The 14824-nt window shown below is 60.9% G+C and carries 15 protein-coding genes and 1 tRNA gene; 4 read left to right on the forward strand and 12 right to left on the reverse strand.

Annotated features, from left to right (window positions below):
* Nucleotides 1-10: 10 nt before the first annotated feature.
* Nucleotides 11-1507 (reverse strand): hypothetical protein, encoded by a 1497-nt coding sequence (locus tag ACZ6WW_RS04780; protein WP_465273203.1) that lies wholly within the window; start codon nucleotides 1505-1507, stop codon nucleotides 11-13.
* Between the two features lie 300 nt (nucleotides 1508-1807).
* On the opposite strand from ACZ6WW_RS04780, the gene ACZ6WW_RS04785 reads away from it, so the two are divergent.
* Nucleotides 1808-2794, forward strand: a complete 987-nt coding sequence (locus ACZ6WW_RS04785; protein ID WP_465273204.1) for a phytanoyl-CoA dioxygenase family protein — start codon at nucleotides 1808-1810, stop codon at nucleotides 2792-2794.
* A gap of 245 nt (nucleotides 2795-3039) precedes the next feature.
* The gene (locus ACZ6WW_RS04790) at nucleotides 3040-4689 is read left to right on the forward strand and encodes an MASE1 domain-containing protein (protein WP_465273205.1); all 1650 of its coding nucleotides are present in this window, start codon (nucleotides 3040-3042) and stop codon (nucleotides 4687-4689) included.
* On the opposite strand, the gene ACZ6WW_RS04795 is transcribed toward ACZ6WW_RS04790, so the two are convergent.
* Entirely contained in the window at nucleotides 4667-5128 is a 462-nt protein-coding gene (locus ACZ6WW_RS04795) for a hypothetical protein (RefSeq protein ID WP_465273206.1), read from the reverse strand. The genes ACZ6WW_RS04790 and ACZ6WW_RS04795 overlap by 23 nt on opposite strands.
* A 230-nt stretch (nucleotides 5129-5358) precedes the next feature.
* Entirely contained in the window at nucleotides 5359-6480 is a 1122-nt protein-coding gene (rnd, locus tag ACZ6WW_RS04800) for a ribonuclease D (protein WP_465273207.1), read from the reverse strand.
* 100 nt (nucleotides 6481-6580) lie between these two features.
* Here rnd and ACZ6WW_RS04805 point away from each other — a divergent pair, with 100 nt between their 5' ends.
* Both ACZ6WW_RS04805 and ACZ6WW_RS04810 read left to right on the forward strand, forming a co-directional pair.
* Complete coding sequence (locus ACZ6WW_RS04805) at nucleotides 6581-8524, forward strand: SUMF1/EgtB/PvdO family nonheme iron enzyme (protein ID WP_465273208.1); 1944 nt, start codon at nucleotides 6581-6583, stop codon at nucleotides 8522-8524.
* 260 nt (nucleotides 8525-8784) lie between these two features.
* Nucleotides 8785-8934, forward strand: coding sequence for a hypothetical protein (locus ACZ6WW_RS04810; RefSeq protein ID WP_465273209.1), 150 nt, complete (start codon nucleotides 8785-8787; stop codon nucleotides 8932-8934).
* A gap of 226 nt (nucleotides 8935-9160) precedes the next feature.
* On the opposite strand, the gene ACZ6WW_RS04815 is transcribed toward ACZ6WW_RS04810, so the two are convergent.
* From ACZ6WW_RS04815 to ACZ6WW_RS04855, 9 genes are all read right to left on the reverse strand, one after another.
* Entirely contained in the window at nucleotides 9161-9460 is a 300-nt protein-coding gene (locus tag ACZ6WW_RS04815; RefSeq protein WP_281848299.1) for a putative quinol monooxygenase, read from the reverse strand.
* Nucleotides 9457-10176, reverse strand: coding sequence for a glutathione S-transferase family protein (locus ACZ6WW_RS04820; RefSeq protein WP_465273210.1), 720 nt, complete (start codon nucleotides 10174-10176; stop codon nucleotides 9457-9459). The genes ACZ6WW_RS04815 and ACZ6WW_RS04820 overlap by 4 nt, the downstream gene beginning before the upstream one ends.
* 50 nt (nucleotides 10177-10226) lie before the next feature.
* A complete protein-coding gene (locus ACZ6WW_RS04825; protein WP_465273211.1) occupies nucleotides 10227-10955 on the reverse strand; it encodes a cytochrome c biogenesis CcdA family protein in 729 nt (242 codons plus the stop codon).
* Nucleotides 10955-11341 carry a thioredoxin family protein gene (locus ACZ6WW_RS04830; protein ID WP_465273212.1) on the reverse strand — a complete coding sequence of 129 codons (387 nt, stop codon included), beginning with the start codon at nucleotides 11339-11341 and terminating at the stop codon, nucleotides 10955-10957. The genes ACZ6WW_RS04825 and ACZ6WW_RS04830 overlap by 1 nt, the downstream gene beginning before the upstream one ends.
* A 453-nt stretch (nucleotides 11342-11794) precedes the next feature.
* Nucleotides 11795-12280 (reverse strand): DUF3455 domain-containing protein, encoded by a 486-nt coding sequence (locus tag ACZ6WW_RS04835; RefSeq protein ID WP_465273213.1) that lies wholly within the window; start codon nucleotides 12278-12280, stop codon nucleotides 11795-11797.
* Nucleotides 12281-12524: 244 nt separating this feature from the next.
* The gene (locus tag ACZ6WW_RS04840) at nucleotides 12525-12875 is read right to left on the reverse strand and encodes a hypothetical protein (protein WP_465273214.1); all 351 of its coding nucleotides are present in this window, start codon (nucleotides 12873-12875) and stop codon (nucleotides 12525-12527) included.
* Between the two features lie 176 nt (nucleotides 12876-13051).
* A complete protein-coding gene (locus ACZ6WW_RS04845; RefSeq protein WP_465273215.1) occupies nucleotides 13052-13756 on the reverse strand; it encodes a hypothetical protein in 705 nt (234 codons plus the stop codon).
* Between the two features lie 313 nt (nucleotides 13757-14069).
* Nucleotides 14070-14155 (reverse strand) — tRNA-Leu (locus ACZ6WW_RS04850).
* 25 nt (nucleotides 14156-14180) lie between these two features.
* Nucleotides 14181-14759, reverse strand: coding sequence for a cysteine dioxygenase family protein (locus ACZ6WW_RS04855; protein ID WP_281848313.1), 579 nt, complete (start codon nucleotides 14757-14759; stop codon nucleotides 14181-14183).
* Between the last annotated feature and the right edge of the window lie 65 nt (nucleotides 14760-14824).

A 14824-nucleotide genomic window follows, 5' to 3' on the forward strand; every position in this document is an offset into this window, starting at 1 on the left:
GAAGCACCGTTCAATGAACAGGATGCTTCACGACAATCCGGTTCACGGAAAAAGGCGGTAGGACGAAATGACGCCCATCGAAGGCGTGCGTCCCGTGGGATAGCACATGCGCCGAATCCACGATGGTCGTCAATGAAGGCGCGTTGAGACTCTCCATCGTTCCTTGCCCCATGCCGGGATATTTCAGCGTCTGTGGCTTGGAGGAGAGATTGACAAGGATCCATTGGCTTGTCTCGCCCATCAAGGCAATACCGGTCACGGAAGGATAGGGCGTTCCTGACTTCGGATGGACCATGGACGTCTCGGGAAACGTCAGGGCAGAGACCGATGTCGCTTGCTTCAACGCGCCGCCAAACAGCGCATACGCCTGTCCTGTGGCGGTCAAGTCGCCGGCAGTCGCGTGAAAGGTCATGCTTTTGTTTTGACACGCGTTCCAATACGACGATGTGTTCTGAAACATCAAGGAACCCGTGCTGCCCGTGATGTTGTAGAGCTCGATCTGGTCGACCGACGGCGTTGAGAGGAACTGGATGGCCATCTGCGCCTGGTAGAGCGCTTCCAGCCATGTGCCGGTGAAGCGTGCGTTGGAGGTGCAGTCTTTGAACCCGCTAAATTCGGTCACCCATAGACGAAGCCTGGCTTTCTCGATCGGGTGCACTTCACCCGAGACGATTTTTTCCCAGTCGGTGAACACATGGCTCAGCACCGCATCCGGAGCGGTTCCATCCCAGACCCCGCCATCGACGATGCTGTCATAGCGATGCAGCGTGATGGCGTCCACATCATGGATCTTGCCGATCACTGCCTCGTTCCAGTTCTTGGTGCGCGCATCGCCCGAGGAGGGAATGGATCCGACAGCGGCGATGTTGGCATGGGGATAGTCTTGCCTCAGGCGTGCGGTCCACTGATTCATGTCCGTCGCATAGTCGGCGGCAGTGGGGAACGCGCGATCGTGGTCCGGTGAACTCCAAAAGAACTCGTTGCCAAGTTCCAGGTCTTCGACCGGAAGCTTCATGCCATGGGCAGCATCGAGCATGCGAAGCTGGTTGGCGACGCCTTGCGACAGATTGGCGCGAGACAGGACAGCGTTATTCAGCGTCATGACGTTCAAGCTGTAGATCGGGTAGGTTCCCGTGGCGCGGGAGAGATCGAGGAGGGCGTTCAGAGAGTCTTGCGTTTGACTGGCCTTGCCTATGGGGTAGACGGTTCCCTTCTGCCAATCCCAGTAGTTGCCCACGTCGCCGCCTGGAAAGCGGATCGCTTCAATGCCGGCTTCCTTGATCGCTCTTTCAAGCATGGGATCGGTCCACGAAAGGATCGGTGGACTCATGTAGCTGTTTTCGATGTTGACGCCGAAGAAATGTGATGAAACCTCATGGGGCGGCGAGATCATCTTGGGTAAATCGGCACCCTGCGCGAAGGATGCCGGGAACACGCTCAGGAGTGCGCATCCGATTGCGATCACATGCGAAAGGATGAGCTGACGTCGGTAGTTCAGGCGAGCCATGTTTTTCCTCCGTATCGATGATTGACCCAAGCCAGATGACCAGCGCGCCACACCGTGTCGAGGAGGAGCGCGCTGACCCCAAAGAGTGACGTCTTGAAGATGGAAAGTGTCTTTCAGCCACCGGCGATGACGTTGGCAGCAAGAACGGGCTTCAAAGGCGACATGTTGACCGTCGTGCGCGACGCCAGTCATCGTGCGTGCAGCCAGCCCCTTTCTTGCCAACACGAAACGTCTCATGATTCGGCGCAGCCTTGTCGAGGCGCTCAGGGCCGGAAAATCTTAAAATAGCGAGGGGGCAGGATGGTCGAGGCGGCGACAAGTCTTGGTATCGAGGAGTTGCATACTTACTGGGCTCGCCAGTGCGCACCAGGGACCGTTGCTCGGTTACCGCAGGATGTCGAGAAGGCATTGCTGGCTGGCTTGCGTCTTAACGTGCTGGAAACCCTGCGCTATTTACATCACGAGCGGCCAGGTTATGCGCAGTTCGAAGCCTGGGTCCGAGAGCGAAATGGCGATGACCTGACAGAAGCGTCGCTGGACCGCTTGCGGCGTGCACTGGCAGGCGAGAGGGTCGGCGCCGAAGTCGGCCATCTCGATCACGTAGAAGGCCTGAGCGCGGACGATCTCGCACACTGGCACGAGCATGGCTACGTCATCCTGCGCAACGCGATCAGTCCGGAAGCGGCGAAAAGTGCAGAGATGGCCATCTACGATTTCCTAGGGATGGACCGCGACGATCCGGAGTCCTGGTATCGCCCGTCGCTGGGCCATTCCATCTGGGTGCCGCTGTTGCGACACCCGGCGCTGGTCGCCAATCGTCGCTCGCCACGTATTCATAAGGCCCACGCCCAATTGTGGGGACGCGAAGATCTTTGGGTAACCATCGACCAGGGCGGACTGAATCCGCCGGAGCGCAGCGACTGGCCGTTCCCCGGACCGCATTTGCACTGGGACGCCACGCTGGCCGAGCCGCATCACCTTGAGTTGCAGGGCATCCTGTATCTCGCCGACGTCACAGAAGACCAGGGCGCCTTCAGCTGCGTGCCGGGCTTTCATCGCACGCTGAAGCAGTGGCTGAAAAGCGTGCCCGCAGGCGTGAATGCGCAGGATCATGCGCGACGCACCTTGACGATGACGCCGATTGCCGCAAAGCGCGGCGACATGATCATCTGGCATCACCTGCTGCCGCATGGCAGCAGTCCAAACCGAGCCCAACGACCGCGCGTCGCCCAATATATGTCGCTGCGGCCCACGCGCTTTGCCTACACCGAGGAATGGAAGTCTTGATGGCGGTGGCTTCGCTGGCGACGGCACCCAGGTGGCTGCGTCATCACTCTTGAGATGGACGCTTAATAAATCACTCGATCGTCAGGTCGCTGCGGTGGCGTGACCCATCACACATAATGTTGGCGAGAGCAGACTGAAAATCGGGTATGCTGATTGAATCGTCATTTTGACGAATGCGGATACCAAGCCCAGGACCTCGTGTCGTCGGGCATCTTGCGTCAAGGTTTTGGGCGAAGAGGTAAGGGATGCAAGGAGCAAGGTGGGGCGAAGCGTTCAAGCAAATCATAACCGCGCTCGGTTATGCAGCCGGCTATTGGATACTTCAAAAAATTTCGTTTCCCTATTGGGTTCTCTTTGCGGGTTTCAGACTCGCAGCGTTGATTTTCATTCCTCAACGTTACTGGGGCGCCTTGGCGCTTGGTGAATTGGCTCCATTGGGTTATCTGGCGGTGTCGTGCGCTCCCCAATACGGCATGGCATGGGCGGCATTGACCGCGTTTCCGACGCCGATTGTTCTTGCGATGCCGCTGGTGCATGCCTGCAAGCGCTGGCTGCGCATGTTTCCCGTCCGCGGCGGGGCTCGCATGGGTGTCCTGCTGCTGTGCATGTTGGCGGTAGCCTCGTTGTGGACCCTCATGAATACCGGGCGTCTGGCGGTCACGCGCGTACCGGCTGATTACCACGTTGATTACAGCGCCGCGCTGGCGCGCTGGTTCATTGGTAATTTTCTCGGCGTACTGACAGTGGTGCCGCTGGCGGTATGGGTGCGCGAGGCCTGGCGCTCGACCACCGTGGGAGAGCGGTGGCAGCGCGTGATGGATAGTCGCCTGCTCATGGAGGGCGCCTTTCTGTTGGTGCCGGCCCTGGGCCTGCTGGTGTGGATCGCCACGCACGCGACCGCCGGCAGCAGCGAGGACGCTGCCCGGATGGCGATGTTCCTGCCGGTGGTGGTTCTCGCGCTCCGGCATGGCTGGCAGGGCGCCGCAGTGGGCGGCACCCTGGCAAGCGTGGCCGTGGTGCTGACCATGCAAGGCATGGACGATGCGGGGGCCATCCAGGCTGAGACCTTCATCGCCTTCGCGATCAGCAGCATGTTGTTGCTGGGATCTCGCATCAGTGTGCTCAATCAACGCGATGCCATGGAGCGCGTACAGGTCCAGGATGCATTGGTGCTGGCGCGCCGGAACATTGCAATCGGTGAGGCCCGGTTACGTGTCGCTGCGGAGTTTCTCGAGCAGATTCGCGAAATGATCCACGTGGGTTATGAGCACATGCTCACCCAGCTCCGGCATACGCCGTCGGTCGACAGTCGGCTTTATGCCAGGCAGGCAGCGCTCGCCCAGGAGCAACTGTTCCGCTTGTCCGATGGGCTGTATCCCACCGGTTGGCGGGACAAGGATCTGGTGTTGGCCTTGCGCCAGGGCCCACTCGCGCGAGCGCTCGATGAGGCCGGCGTGAGCTATTGGTGCGAAGCCCGCGGCGACTTTTCCAAGGTCTCGTCAGCGCTTCACTTGGCGATTTACCGCCTCGTGGGCGAGTGCTTGGCGCTGACCTGTCAGAACTTGCCGCCGACGCATGTTCGGGTACGGTTACGCGCCGGCCAGCGGGGCGGCCAGCCCTGGGTCGGGTTGCGCTTGCGAGCGTCGACGGAAGTCGATCGTGTCGCGGCGGTTCGCCTGGATGACGTGCGGCTACGCCTTGGGAGCGCGGGGTTGAACTGGGGAGCTGCCGAAGATCGTGCGCGTTCCTATCAAGGGCGGCTGCGTCAGACTCACGTGCCTGGCGGCCAGGTGATCGCGGCGGTGCTGCTCGACCCGGAGACTCAGGTGCGAGCCACCCGCGATCCGACGTCGTGGATCGCGGGTGGAGAGGTCATTGTGCCGGGGCGGCCATGATCTGCGTATTGCAGGTGATCGGATCCTTGCATGCGCTGACGGCCTGAATGCGCACCGTGCCGTTGCGCTGAGGCTGGGCGGTGATCGCCACCTCGTCATCCTGGTAGACCGGCTCGGCGTTGACGGCCGGCGCTGCCGCAGGAGCATCGGCGGCCGGGGCATTCTGGACGACCACTTGCGCGGCCGTGCCGATCGGCAGAACCAGCATCTGGCCGCCAGCCGTCGCCAGGGCACCCCGCACACGACCGGCCGAATCATTGATCTGGATAAAGCGGACGCCGTCCTTCACAAACACAAAGACGTGGTAATGGGCGCTGGAACTCAAGTCCGGTGTATTGGGCCAGGATTGGCCCAGGCCCGAAGACGCCGGCGAGTCCGCCAAGGCAGCCCCAGAGATGAAAACGCTTGCAGCAACGAGATAACGCAATAGCTTGCTCATAAAGCCCCTTAATTAGGTAGTTACAGGTGTGTAACGGGCCTCAATCTAGCACTCAATCTATGCCGCAGAATGGCTTGAAACCGGGGCCTGCCCCGCATTTTTCATTTCAGTCCTGGCGGATTTGAAATGAGGGGCAGAACCTTAAATACGACGCTCCAAAACGTCGATTGCGATCCGGCTTTCCAAGTCAAAGTGAATAACGGTCGAAACGGTTCGACAAGCCGCCGGAGCTAGGCGGGGAGCAGGGCACTCAGCGGCGCGTGCAGCACGTCCCGGCGCCAGCCTTCGAGAAAGTCCGGCCACTCGGCGGTAACGACATATTCCTCCAGCGCCTTGCGTGGGCAAAGCAGGCCGGCCGGAAGGTCGAGTTCTATCGCCAGCGCATCAACCTTCTGCTTCATCACGCCGAGCGCCTGCTTGGCGGCACCCTGCGGCATCATGGGGATCGCGGCGGTGTCGGCGATTTCTTCTTCGCTGATTGCCGGTGCCAGCAACTGCAGCAGCTCGGCACGCTGCGGCGAGCGCAGTGCGCGCTGGCCGCGGCTGCGTTGTTCGAGATCGGCAGCGTTGCTCGGCGGCTGCTGGGCGAGGTTCATCGCCAGCGCGTCTTCGAGCAGCCAGGGGCGAGGGCGATCCTGCGAGCGTGCGGTCTGGTCGCGCCACAACAAGATGCGACGCAGCCGTGCGCGCTGCGCGGGTGTCCATTCGGCGGCACCACGGAAGGTGCGCTGCGGTTGCGGGTCGCCCTCGCGGAAACAGGCGCGCTGCTTCAGGCGTTCGCAGTCTTCGGCATGCCAGGCCTCGCGGCCGCGTTGCTTCAGGCGTTCGGACAATTGCTCGTGCACCGGCTTGAGATACACCACATCGAGCGTGGCATAGCTGCGTTGCGATTCGGTCAGCGGACGCTGCAGCCAATCGGACCGGGTCTCGCCCTTGTCCAGCTCGACCCCGACCAGTTCGGCAACCAGTGCGCGATAGCTGATACCCAAGCCCATGCCGACAAAGGCGGCGGCGATCTGAGTATCGAACAATTGGCGGGGCCCGCCGGGCAACATGGACGAGAGCGCTTCGAGATCTTCGCTCGCGCTGTGCATCACGGTGACGGCATTGCCATCGCCCAGCAGCGGCCGCAAGGCATCGCCGATGGAAAACGCCAGCGGGTCGACCAGCGCATAGCGCTCGGCAAAGCCCAGCTGCAACAACGCCAACTGCGGATAGAACGTATTGCGCCGCATGAACTCGGTGTCGAGGCCAAGCGCTGCGTCGTGCGGTACCGCTTGCAGCCATCGATCGAGTGCGTCGCGATTGTCGATCCAGTCGGCGGGTGGCACCGGGGGAAGGGATTGCATCATTTACGTCCTTGAAACCGGTGGAACGCTGCTCATTGTCCTGTCACCGGTTTGTGCCTATGGTTAGCAGCGCACCATAGCAGGCCACCCAAGGACGCACACTATGCCGAGCAAGGAAACCGTACTTCGTCAACGCGCCTTCGGTGGTGCGCTCGGCGTCGTTCTGCTCGGTATGGCGCTGGTCTATCACTTTTTCCCGCGTGTCTTTCACGTCGATCCGGCTCAGGTGGCCCCGCGACGTTCGATGAGCGTGGGGCCGATGACGTCGTCGTTTGGCACGCCTCGCGCCGCACTGCCCGAAGCGTCCGAAATCGATGCCGGCCCGCCGCTGACCCTGGCGCCGACCGATGTGATCGTCGCCCGCATGACCGCCAGGAACACCCAGCTGCCGGAACAGAAATCGGCCGATACGCCGCAAGTGCAGGCCCTACTGGTCGATGCCGGCAAGGCACTGCGCGCTGGGCAGTTGGTGGGTGACAAGAACAGCGCCGCGGCGCTCTACCAGGAGGCCCTCAAGCTCAAGCCCGATAGCCGCCGCGCGGCGCAGGGCCTATTCGAGGTGAAGGCGCGGCTGGTGGCCGCCATCGGCCAGGACGTGGCCATGGGCGATGCGGATTCGGCCAACGACCTGCTGACCGCATTGAAGACCTTGCCTGACGCCGAGGAGGACGTCGCGTCGCTCAGCCAGGAGATCAAGACGCTGAACGAGGTCCGCCCCTTGCTGGCCAAGGCTGCCAGCCTGTTGCAGGAGGGCAAGGCCGACCAGCCCAAGGGCAACAACGCCCTGGAGATTTACCGGCAGGTACAACAGCTCGATGCGGATAACGCCGTAGCGCAGCAGGGTCTGCTGCAGGTGCAGCGTGCCGTGCTGGACCGCGCGCTGGCGGCCGTGGCGCAGAACGATTTCAACGGCGCCGAGCAGGCCCTGACCCAGGCGGCCGATGTACAGCCCGATTCGCCGCAGCTGAGGGACGTGCAGGGGCGGGTGGACGGCATGCGCAAGCAGCGTGGCAGTACCTTGATGATCCAGGCGCGCTCTGCCCTCGATGCCGGCAACCTGAGCCTGGCCGAGCAATTGGCCGGCCAGGCGCAGGCCATCGGTGCCGATGCCGACGCGCTCAAGGACTTCAACGAGCGCCTGACCAACGCACGCCTTTACGCCAGCTTCAAGCCCGGCCAGACCTTTACCGATCGTTTTGCCGATATTCCCGGCCAGGCGCCGTCGATGGTGGTCGTGCCGACCGGCAATTTCGCCATGGGCGCTGCAGACAACGACGATGGCCGCAACGACAGCGAGACGCCCCAGCACGAGGTCGTGCTCGACAAGGGCTTTGCGATGGGCCGCACCGACGTCACGGTGGGCCAGTTCCGCGAATTCGTGAAGGCAAGCGGGTATCAGCCCGATTCGCAACGGTTGGGCGGCGCCAGCGTCTATGACGAACGCAGCGGCTCGATGCGCGACGATACCGGCGCGAGCTGGCAATCGGACTACGCGGGGCACAATGCCGACGACAAGCTGCCCGTCGTGAACGTGTCCTGGAACGACGCCAGAGCTTACGCCGAATGGCTCAGTCAGCGCACCGGGAAAAAGTATCGCCTGCCCAGCGAGTCGGAGTTCGAATACGCGCTGCGCGGTGGTACAACGACGAAATACTGGTGGGGCGACAGCATCCCCAAGAGCAGGGTCGAGAACCTTACCGGCGGCAACGACCGCTCCTCCAATGGTCGCCGCTGGAGCAACGCGTTCGCAGGTTACCGCGACGGCTTCTGGGGGCCGGCGCCGGTGATGAGCTTTGCGGCCAACCCGTTCGGTCTTTACGACATCAACGGCAACGTATCGGAATGGGTGCAGGACTGCTGGCACGACAACTACATTCGTGCCCCGCGCGACGGCAATGCCTGGCTTAATCCGGGCTGCAGCACGCGGGTCATCCGTGGCGGCTCCTGGGGCAGTTCGCCTGACCAGGTGCGTTCGGCTTATCGACAAGGGGCGGACGCCTCGGTGCGAAGCGGGCGCGTAGGATTTCGCGTCGTACGTGAGCTCTAGACTGTCGAGTCAGCTTTAACCGGGCGTAAACGTGCAACGGAGTTACTATCCCGGTGTAACAAGGTTCTGCCAGACTGGCTCTGTCGCGTTTCCGCGAGATCGCCCCGAACACAAGGACCTCCCCGTCCACCCCTGTGGCTCGGCTTGGCCGTCTCTCCTCCAGACGTATTCGAGGTGGCGCCATGGTTCCGGAAAAAATAAGGCTCTTCGTGCCTTTCACCGCCGACACCCCGTGGGTCGTCCGTGGCGAAGCTGCTCGCATGGGTACCTTTGCCAGCCGCGCGGAAGCGGTATCGGCAGCGATTGCGATGCGCTCACGTCTGGTTCGCGCCCATGGCCGTGCGCATCCGCCGGTAAGAATCCAGGAAAGCGACGGCAGCTGGCGGGACGTGGTTGAAGCCGAGGCGTAAGGAACCGCGTCACGGTAGCGCGCTGCCTGCCTACATGCCATGTAGGGCGGTGCCTACAGAAACCACTATCGATCCCGGGCTTAATGAATGCGCCTGCGGAGGGCTTTTCGAGGCGATTCCTCTCGAAGTTCCGCACGCGCCCCCCGGTGATCGCCCCCCGGTCACCCTTTAGGCGCTCTGGTTTTCAGAGCGCCTTTTTTGTGCCTGATGTTTGTTCGACGACTGATCAGGGCAGCTTGTCGGCCAGTACCTGTGCCTTGCGGATATTCGGGGCTTCGGAAAGCAATTCGCTGGCGTTGGCCATCAAGGCTGCTGCCACGGCACCATTCAAATGCGCATCGCGCCCACTTTCCTCGTCGAACGCATCGAAGATCGCAAACGTGTGTTGATCCAGGCGTATCGCGAACCAGGCCACCGTCGCGGGTTCGGCATTCACCAACGCCTGTGCACTGGCGAGAAAGGCGGCAACGTCTTCTTCCTTGCCGGGCTTGGCTTTGAGTTCGACCGAGAGTGCATAACGTGTCATGACGTCGATTCCTTAGGGAGGGCGGGTGGGTAGTTGGACGGAAAAAGTGCGCGCCGCGCTTCTTCGTCCATATCCTTCTTGAAGAGATGGTCGCGAGCGACGCCACGTGCCCGCGCGGCTGCGGGACGTGCATCGATGTCTTCGAACCAGCGTTGGATATGCGGGAATGCGGCCAGGCCACCGCCGTCACCGGGCAATACGCGTGGTGCGCGGTCGATCCAGCCCCAACCTGCGATATCCACGATCGAATAGGCGTTACCGACGATATAACGCCGGTCGCGCAAGTGATCATCGAGCACCTGATAGTGGCGTTCCGCTTCGCGGCGGTAACGATTGACCGCGTAGGCGGGCTTGTCCGGTGCGCTGTGCTGGAAATGGACGGCCTGGCCGGAAAACGGACCCAGACCGCTGGCGATGAAAAACAGCCACGACAGCAACTCGCCACGATCGGCAGGCGCACCCATCAACTGTCCGGCTTTTTCGCCGAGATAGAGCAGGATCGCGTTCGAATCGAATACCCGTATCGCGCCGCCGACACCATCGGTATCGACGATGGCCGGCAGCTTGCCATTGGGGTTTATGGCGCGAAACGCGGGAGCGTGCTGCTCGCCCTTGCTGGTATCGACCGGTATGACTTCATAGGGGAGGCCAAGCTCTTCGAGCAGCAGGGCGACTTTGGCGGGGTTGGGCGTCGGGTGGTAGTAAAAGCGGATCACGGCGTACGTCCTTAAGTCGTTGAACGATCCCGAGCAAAAACGTCGCTCGGTCAGAGCGACGTCGTAAAGCGTGTTAGCCATTCCGGACTGATCGACACCAGAAACGCTTCGAGCTGTCGATCCAGGCCGGTCAGTATCAATACGCCAAACAGGATGAAGAAGGCGCCCATGGCGATCTTCACGCCTTTGCCCCAGTTCGCCAGCGAGCCGCGTACGCGCAACATGGTGGCGTTGGAAAGCGTGCCCAGGATCAGCAGCGGCATACCGGCACCGAGGCCGAACAACGCCATCAGCAAGGCGACGTGGCCGAGGTCGCGCCCCTGTGCTGCCAGCGTGCTTGCAGCTCCCAGGGTCGGACCGACGCAGGGACTCCACACCAGGCCGAGCAACAAGCCGATCAGGAACTGGCTCCACGGGCCTTCGCCCTTGATATTGCCGAGTGCCTTTTGGCCGCCCGAACCCACGCCCGAAGTGATGCGCGCAAACCACTCCTGCAGACGCGGTATCACCATCACCAGGCCAAAAGCCACCATCAGGGCGGCAGCCACGCGACGGAAGGTTTCCGAATCCAAGCCGATCGACACGCCGATCGTCGCAATAAAGATGCCGACGACGGAGAACGACAACGCAAGGCCGCCCGCGAGCGCCACCACACCGAGCCGGCTTCGCGACAGGGCGGAGGCGATCAGGATGGGTAGGATCGGCAATACGCAGGGCGACAGCAGCGATGCCGCGCCGGCCAGAAAACCCAGCGCATAAGTGCCTACGGTGAAATCCATTACAGCGCTTCTTGCAGCGTTGCGCGGATCGCCGATTCCTGTGTCTGACCGGTGGAGCGGTTCACTTCATGGCCCTGCTTGAACACCACGAAGGTCGACTGCTGGGCGATGCGCAAGGATTTCTTCAGCGCGCTTTCCTTGTCGAAGTCGGCAACAAACACCGTCACCGGCTTGAACTGCGGCTCCTGCACCAGGCGATCCAGGATGGGCTTCTGCGCGCGGCAGGTCGGGCACCAGTCGGCATGCAGATACACCACGGTGGGCTTGCCGGCAGCCACGGCCTGATCGAACTGCTGCTGATTGAACGGCACCTCGTCAGCCAGGACGTGGCCGGCGAAAGCCAGGCCAATCAAAGCCAACAGCGTTCTGACGATGGGTTTAATCATGGTGGTGCTCCTTGCACGGTCATCGAGATATCGCGGGACAGGTCGTCCCGTGCAAGGAGTATTCGTGGGGATGGGCGGTTGGGTTACAGGCGGCGTCTGCCAAGCTTGGAACCTGGCCGGTTCTTGTGCCATGTGCCAGCGACTTTAAGGTCTTGCCGACCCCTTCCTACCCGTCATTCCGGCGCAAGCCGGAATCCACTCCTCAGCGTGGACGCCTTGCCATAAGTCGTCTGACAGGCGAGGACTGAGGAATGGATCTCGGCCTCCGCTGGGATGACGACAGAACTGAGGTTGTCTGGCCCTTTAGCGAGGGGAGGGGGCCTCCAAAAAACCTTCCTACTGTCGTCCCGGCGAACGCCGGGACCCAGCGCCTCACCCTTCAACGCACCGAAGACACCGGGCCCCGGCGTCCGCCGGGGCGACGATGAGCACCGAGGTTTTTTTTAACCCACCTCAATGCCCAAAAAACAAATACGAAGCCTTATAAGCCACCCGCACCTCCGCACCCACATGCGAAGCATCACACCCAGCAGCCGGCGCCACACCGCCCTCAGTACGCGTGCGCACCACATAATCCACATTCGCCAACACACCATTCCCCGCATGCGACTTGGCATGCAACACGATCCAGGGAATCGCACCGGCCTGTGGCGAAGGCGACACACTCACCGGCTCACCCACCACCGAACTACCATCCGTCCACTGCCAGGTCGGCCCGGCAAAGTGATGGACGACGGCCTTGCCCTGTGCATCGCGTAACGTCGCATCCGGTGCCTTTAGCACCCAACTGACGCCAGCATCGGCTTGCTTGCAGGTATAGATCTGCACACCTTCGGCGGAAAGCTCAATAGCAGACGGCTTTGCCACTGAGCGTTCGGCATGAACGCCGGCACACAGACCAAGAAACATCACAGCCGATCCGATCCACTTCGTTTGCATGAGCGTGCGCCTGGGTGTTGGGAAAGCGGAATTAGTACCGGATTCTACTCATCCGTCCAATCCAAATTTCGGATCGATGCGATAGTTGCATGCTATGTGCAGCGCAAGAAATGGCGAGGTCTACGGTGATGGCCGTGGCTGCAGCCGCCTATCGCAGGGGCGCGGGACGCAATCGTTTTCCAGGGGTGATCGCGCCATGTGCTATCCCCACATCGATCGCAGGGTTTTTCCATGTCGATAAGGTCTATGCGTAAAGGGCAACGCTCAAGGCAACGCATAGTGCCCAGATCACAAAGCCACCATAAAGGGCTGCCTCGCGTAGTGGATGCCATTTCCAGGAAGTGGCCCAGGCGATCGTGCCAAAACCCGCTGTGGCTACGCCTACAAGTAACAACAAGAAACCGGCGATGGCGGCCGGAATGCTGTGCGGTTTGGTATGGGGCAGCGCCAGCGATGCTGCAAAGAATCCGACGCCCGCAGCATAGGATTTGATCAGCTCAAGCATGGCCTTGGACTTGGCATTGAGCCATTCGAATTTTTCTTCTTCATTGCCCTTCGCATAAAGGTGCGCCTTTCGCGCTGCGAGGACCTGCAAGAAAGTTCTCATATTCGCCTCCATTAGATGGAGGGTGGATCGGCTTTATTTCGCAGAACTTTAATGTTTCGACAACCTGCAGTCGACATGGCCGATCAAAGGAACTGCTTGCCCAGGTCACCGAGCACAAAGGGATAGCAGTTAACTAACTGGGTATGCGCTTATCTCGGGGCTAGTCATTTGGCTGCTAGTTCTCTGGCCTCATCCAACAACATCACCCTTTCATAGTGGGCGCTCACGTAGGCTTCAATTTGATCCATAGCGAAAGTGAGGTTTGCAAGTAACTTTGGGAGTTGATGGGCTATTTTGTCTCTTACGAAGTCCATCTTGTTTTGTTTGCCCGGTCTCGCCGAATAACCTGCTATGAGCGCCATGATTCGCAGAAAGTCGCCGTACGCAAAAATGAGCGACGTAGACGGCCGACCAAGATCCGGCAGAGCATCGGCGTACTTGTCGAAGGCAACCATTTTGATGTTGCCCATGTCGATGCACCACATGTCGAAGTCTTCCTCAGTGGTGTAAGCCCTATCCCCCACTTTAATGCCGCGCGCCAGCTTGAATTGGCTAGCTATAAATACGATGACTGTCCTCAAATCCGAGTAGAGGGCGTCAGCCATGGCGCGCAAGAGCTCGTCCTTGCGTCGATCATCTGCATCTTTTCTGTCGGCTCGATCCTGCGTTGCTATTGCCATCGCAGTATTTGCGCCATGGACCGCGGCCCATGCTGCCCCGATGCTCCCGCAAGCTGCAAACCATGTGGCGACATCGCCAACGTGTAAGTCGTCGTTCCAATGGGCATGTGGCGGATAAACGATGAAGCAACAAATGAAAAAACCAACCGCAGTCGAAATAAGAGCAGTAGCGACCAAGGGTTTGGTCATGCGTGAATCCCCCCATCCTCTTAAATGGCGTCATGCTGATAGCTTCCGGAGCCAAACCGCAACTGGAACGTATGGCATGAGCAACGATATCGAGCAGACTCTAACCCTGATTGCTGCGTTGGTAACCGGCGATCGATGGTTATCTGCGGAAAGAGATTTGGGACGCCCAAGAAATGGTCCTTCTTAGATGAGGGATGCCCAGTTCCGTGTCCCTTCCCGATCAGCGATAATGATCAGAGCACAAAAAAACCCGCTGATCAGCGGGTTTTTTCTAGTTCTTGACGATCGCCTTTGGCGTCCTTGAACCCTTACGTGGTACCGGTGATAGGACTCGAACCTACACGACATCGCTGCCAGTGGATTTTGAGTCCACCGCGTCTACCATTCCGCCACACCGGCACGTAAGCCGCACATTATGCATAGTTCAGTGGACGGGGTCGAGCCCCAATTTGCGCTCCTGGCGCTCGTAGTGCTGATCGGCGTCGACCGGCTTGAAGACGGCGCAGCGGGTCATCTGGCCGGAGTAGATATGCAGGCTGACGGCCACTTCGTCGGTGGGGTTGCGGATGGTGTGGTACTCGTGCGGCGGGATCAGGCTGCCGGCGGAGCCGGGGCCGGCCTGGATCGAGCCGACTGGCTGGAAGCGCCAGTGGCCTTCTTCGTTGGCCAGGCGCTCGTACTGCACTACCTCCAGCGCGCCGCTCCAGACGCCCTCGACGCACCACATGCCGTCGTGGTCGTGGATCGGGGTGCCCTGGCCGGGGCCCCAGGTCATCGCCACGACGCAGTAGCCGTGCTCCTCGCTGCAATAGAGTTCGCGGCGGGCGTAGCGGCCTTCGGCGGTTTCGAACACGCACTCGGGGAGCTTTACTTCCTTGCCGCGGATGAGCTGGCACAGGCTATTGCGCAGGCTGTCGGTGATGGCCGGGGTCGTGTCCTTGACCACGGCGGCGTCGATCGCATCGATGAGTTTGCGACAGCCTGGAAATTCCATAGTAAGCATGGTGGTTCTCGGGGGACGACGGATGCGGCGCCAGTTTACCAGTCTGCGGAAAAGCCTGCGTTAGG

This window comes from Dyella sp. NPDC103356 (genome assembly GCF_055584465.1).

What these genes read in the sequence shown, in the direction of transcription:
- ACZ6WW_RS04780 (WP_465273203.1), bottom strand. Translation starts at nt 1,507, where the DNA reads ATGGCTCGCCTGAACTACCGACGTCAGCTCATCCTTTCGCATGTGATC.
- ACZ6WW_RS04785 (WP_465273204.1), top strand. Translation starts at nt 1,808, where the DNA reads ATGGTCGAGGCGGCGACAAGTCTTGGTATCGAGGAGTTGCATACTTAC.
- ACZ6WW_RS04790 (WP_465273205.1), top strand. Translation starts at nt 3,040, where the DNA reads ATGCAAGGAGCAAGGTGGGGCGAAGCGTTCAAGCAAATCATAACCGCG.
- ACZ6WW_RS04795 (WP_465273206.1), bottom strand. Translation starts at nt 5,128, where the DNA reads ATGAGCAAGCTATTGCGTTATCTCGTTGCTGCAAGCGTTTTCATCTCT.
- rnd (WP_465273207.1), bottom strand. Translation starts at nt 6,480, where the DNA reads ATGATGCAATCCCTTCCCCCGGTGCCACCCGCCGACTGGATCGACAAT.
- ACZ6WW_RS04805 (WP_465273208.1), top strand. Translation starts at nt 6,581, where the DNA reads ATGCCGAGCAAGGAAACCGTACTTCGTCAACGCGCCTTCGGTGGTGCG.
- ACZ6WW_RS04810 (WP_465273209.1), top strand. Translation starts at nt 8,785, where the DNA reads ATGGGTACCTTTGCCAGCCGCGCGGAAGCGGTATCGGCAGCGATTGCG.
- ACZ6WW_RS04815 (WP_281848299.1), bottom strand. Translation starts at nt 9,460, where the DNA reads ATGACACGTTATGCACTCTCGGTCGAACTCAAAGCCAAGCCCGGCAAG.
- ACZ6WW_RS04825 (WP_465273211.1), bottom strand. Translation starts at nt 10,955, where the DNA reads ATGGATTTCACCGTAGGCACTTATGCGCTGGGTTTTCTGGCCGGCGCG.
- ACZ6WW_RS04830 (WP_465273212.1), bottom strand. Translation starts at nt 11,341, where the DNA reads ATGATTAAACCCATCGTCAGAACGCTGTTGGCTTTGATTGGCCTGGCT.
- ACZ6WW_RS04835 (WP_465273213.1), bottom strand. Translation starts at nt 12,280, where the DNA reads ATGCAAACGAAGTGGATCGGATCGGCTGTGATGTTTCTTGGTCTGTGT.
- ACZ6WW_RS04845 (WP_465273215.1), bottom strand. Translation starts at nt 13,756, where the DNA reads ATGACCAAACCCTTGGTCGCTACTGCTCTTATTTCGACTGCGGTTGGT.
- ACZ6WW_RS04855 (WP_281848313.1), bottom strand. Translation starts at nt 14,759, where the DNA reads ATGCTTACTATGGAATTTCCAGGCTGTCGCAAACTCATCGATGCGATC.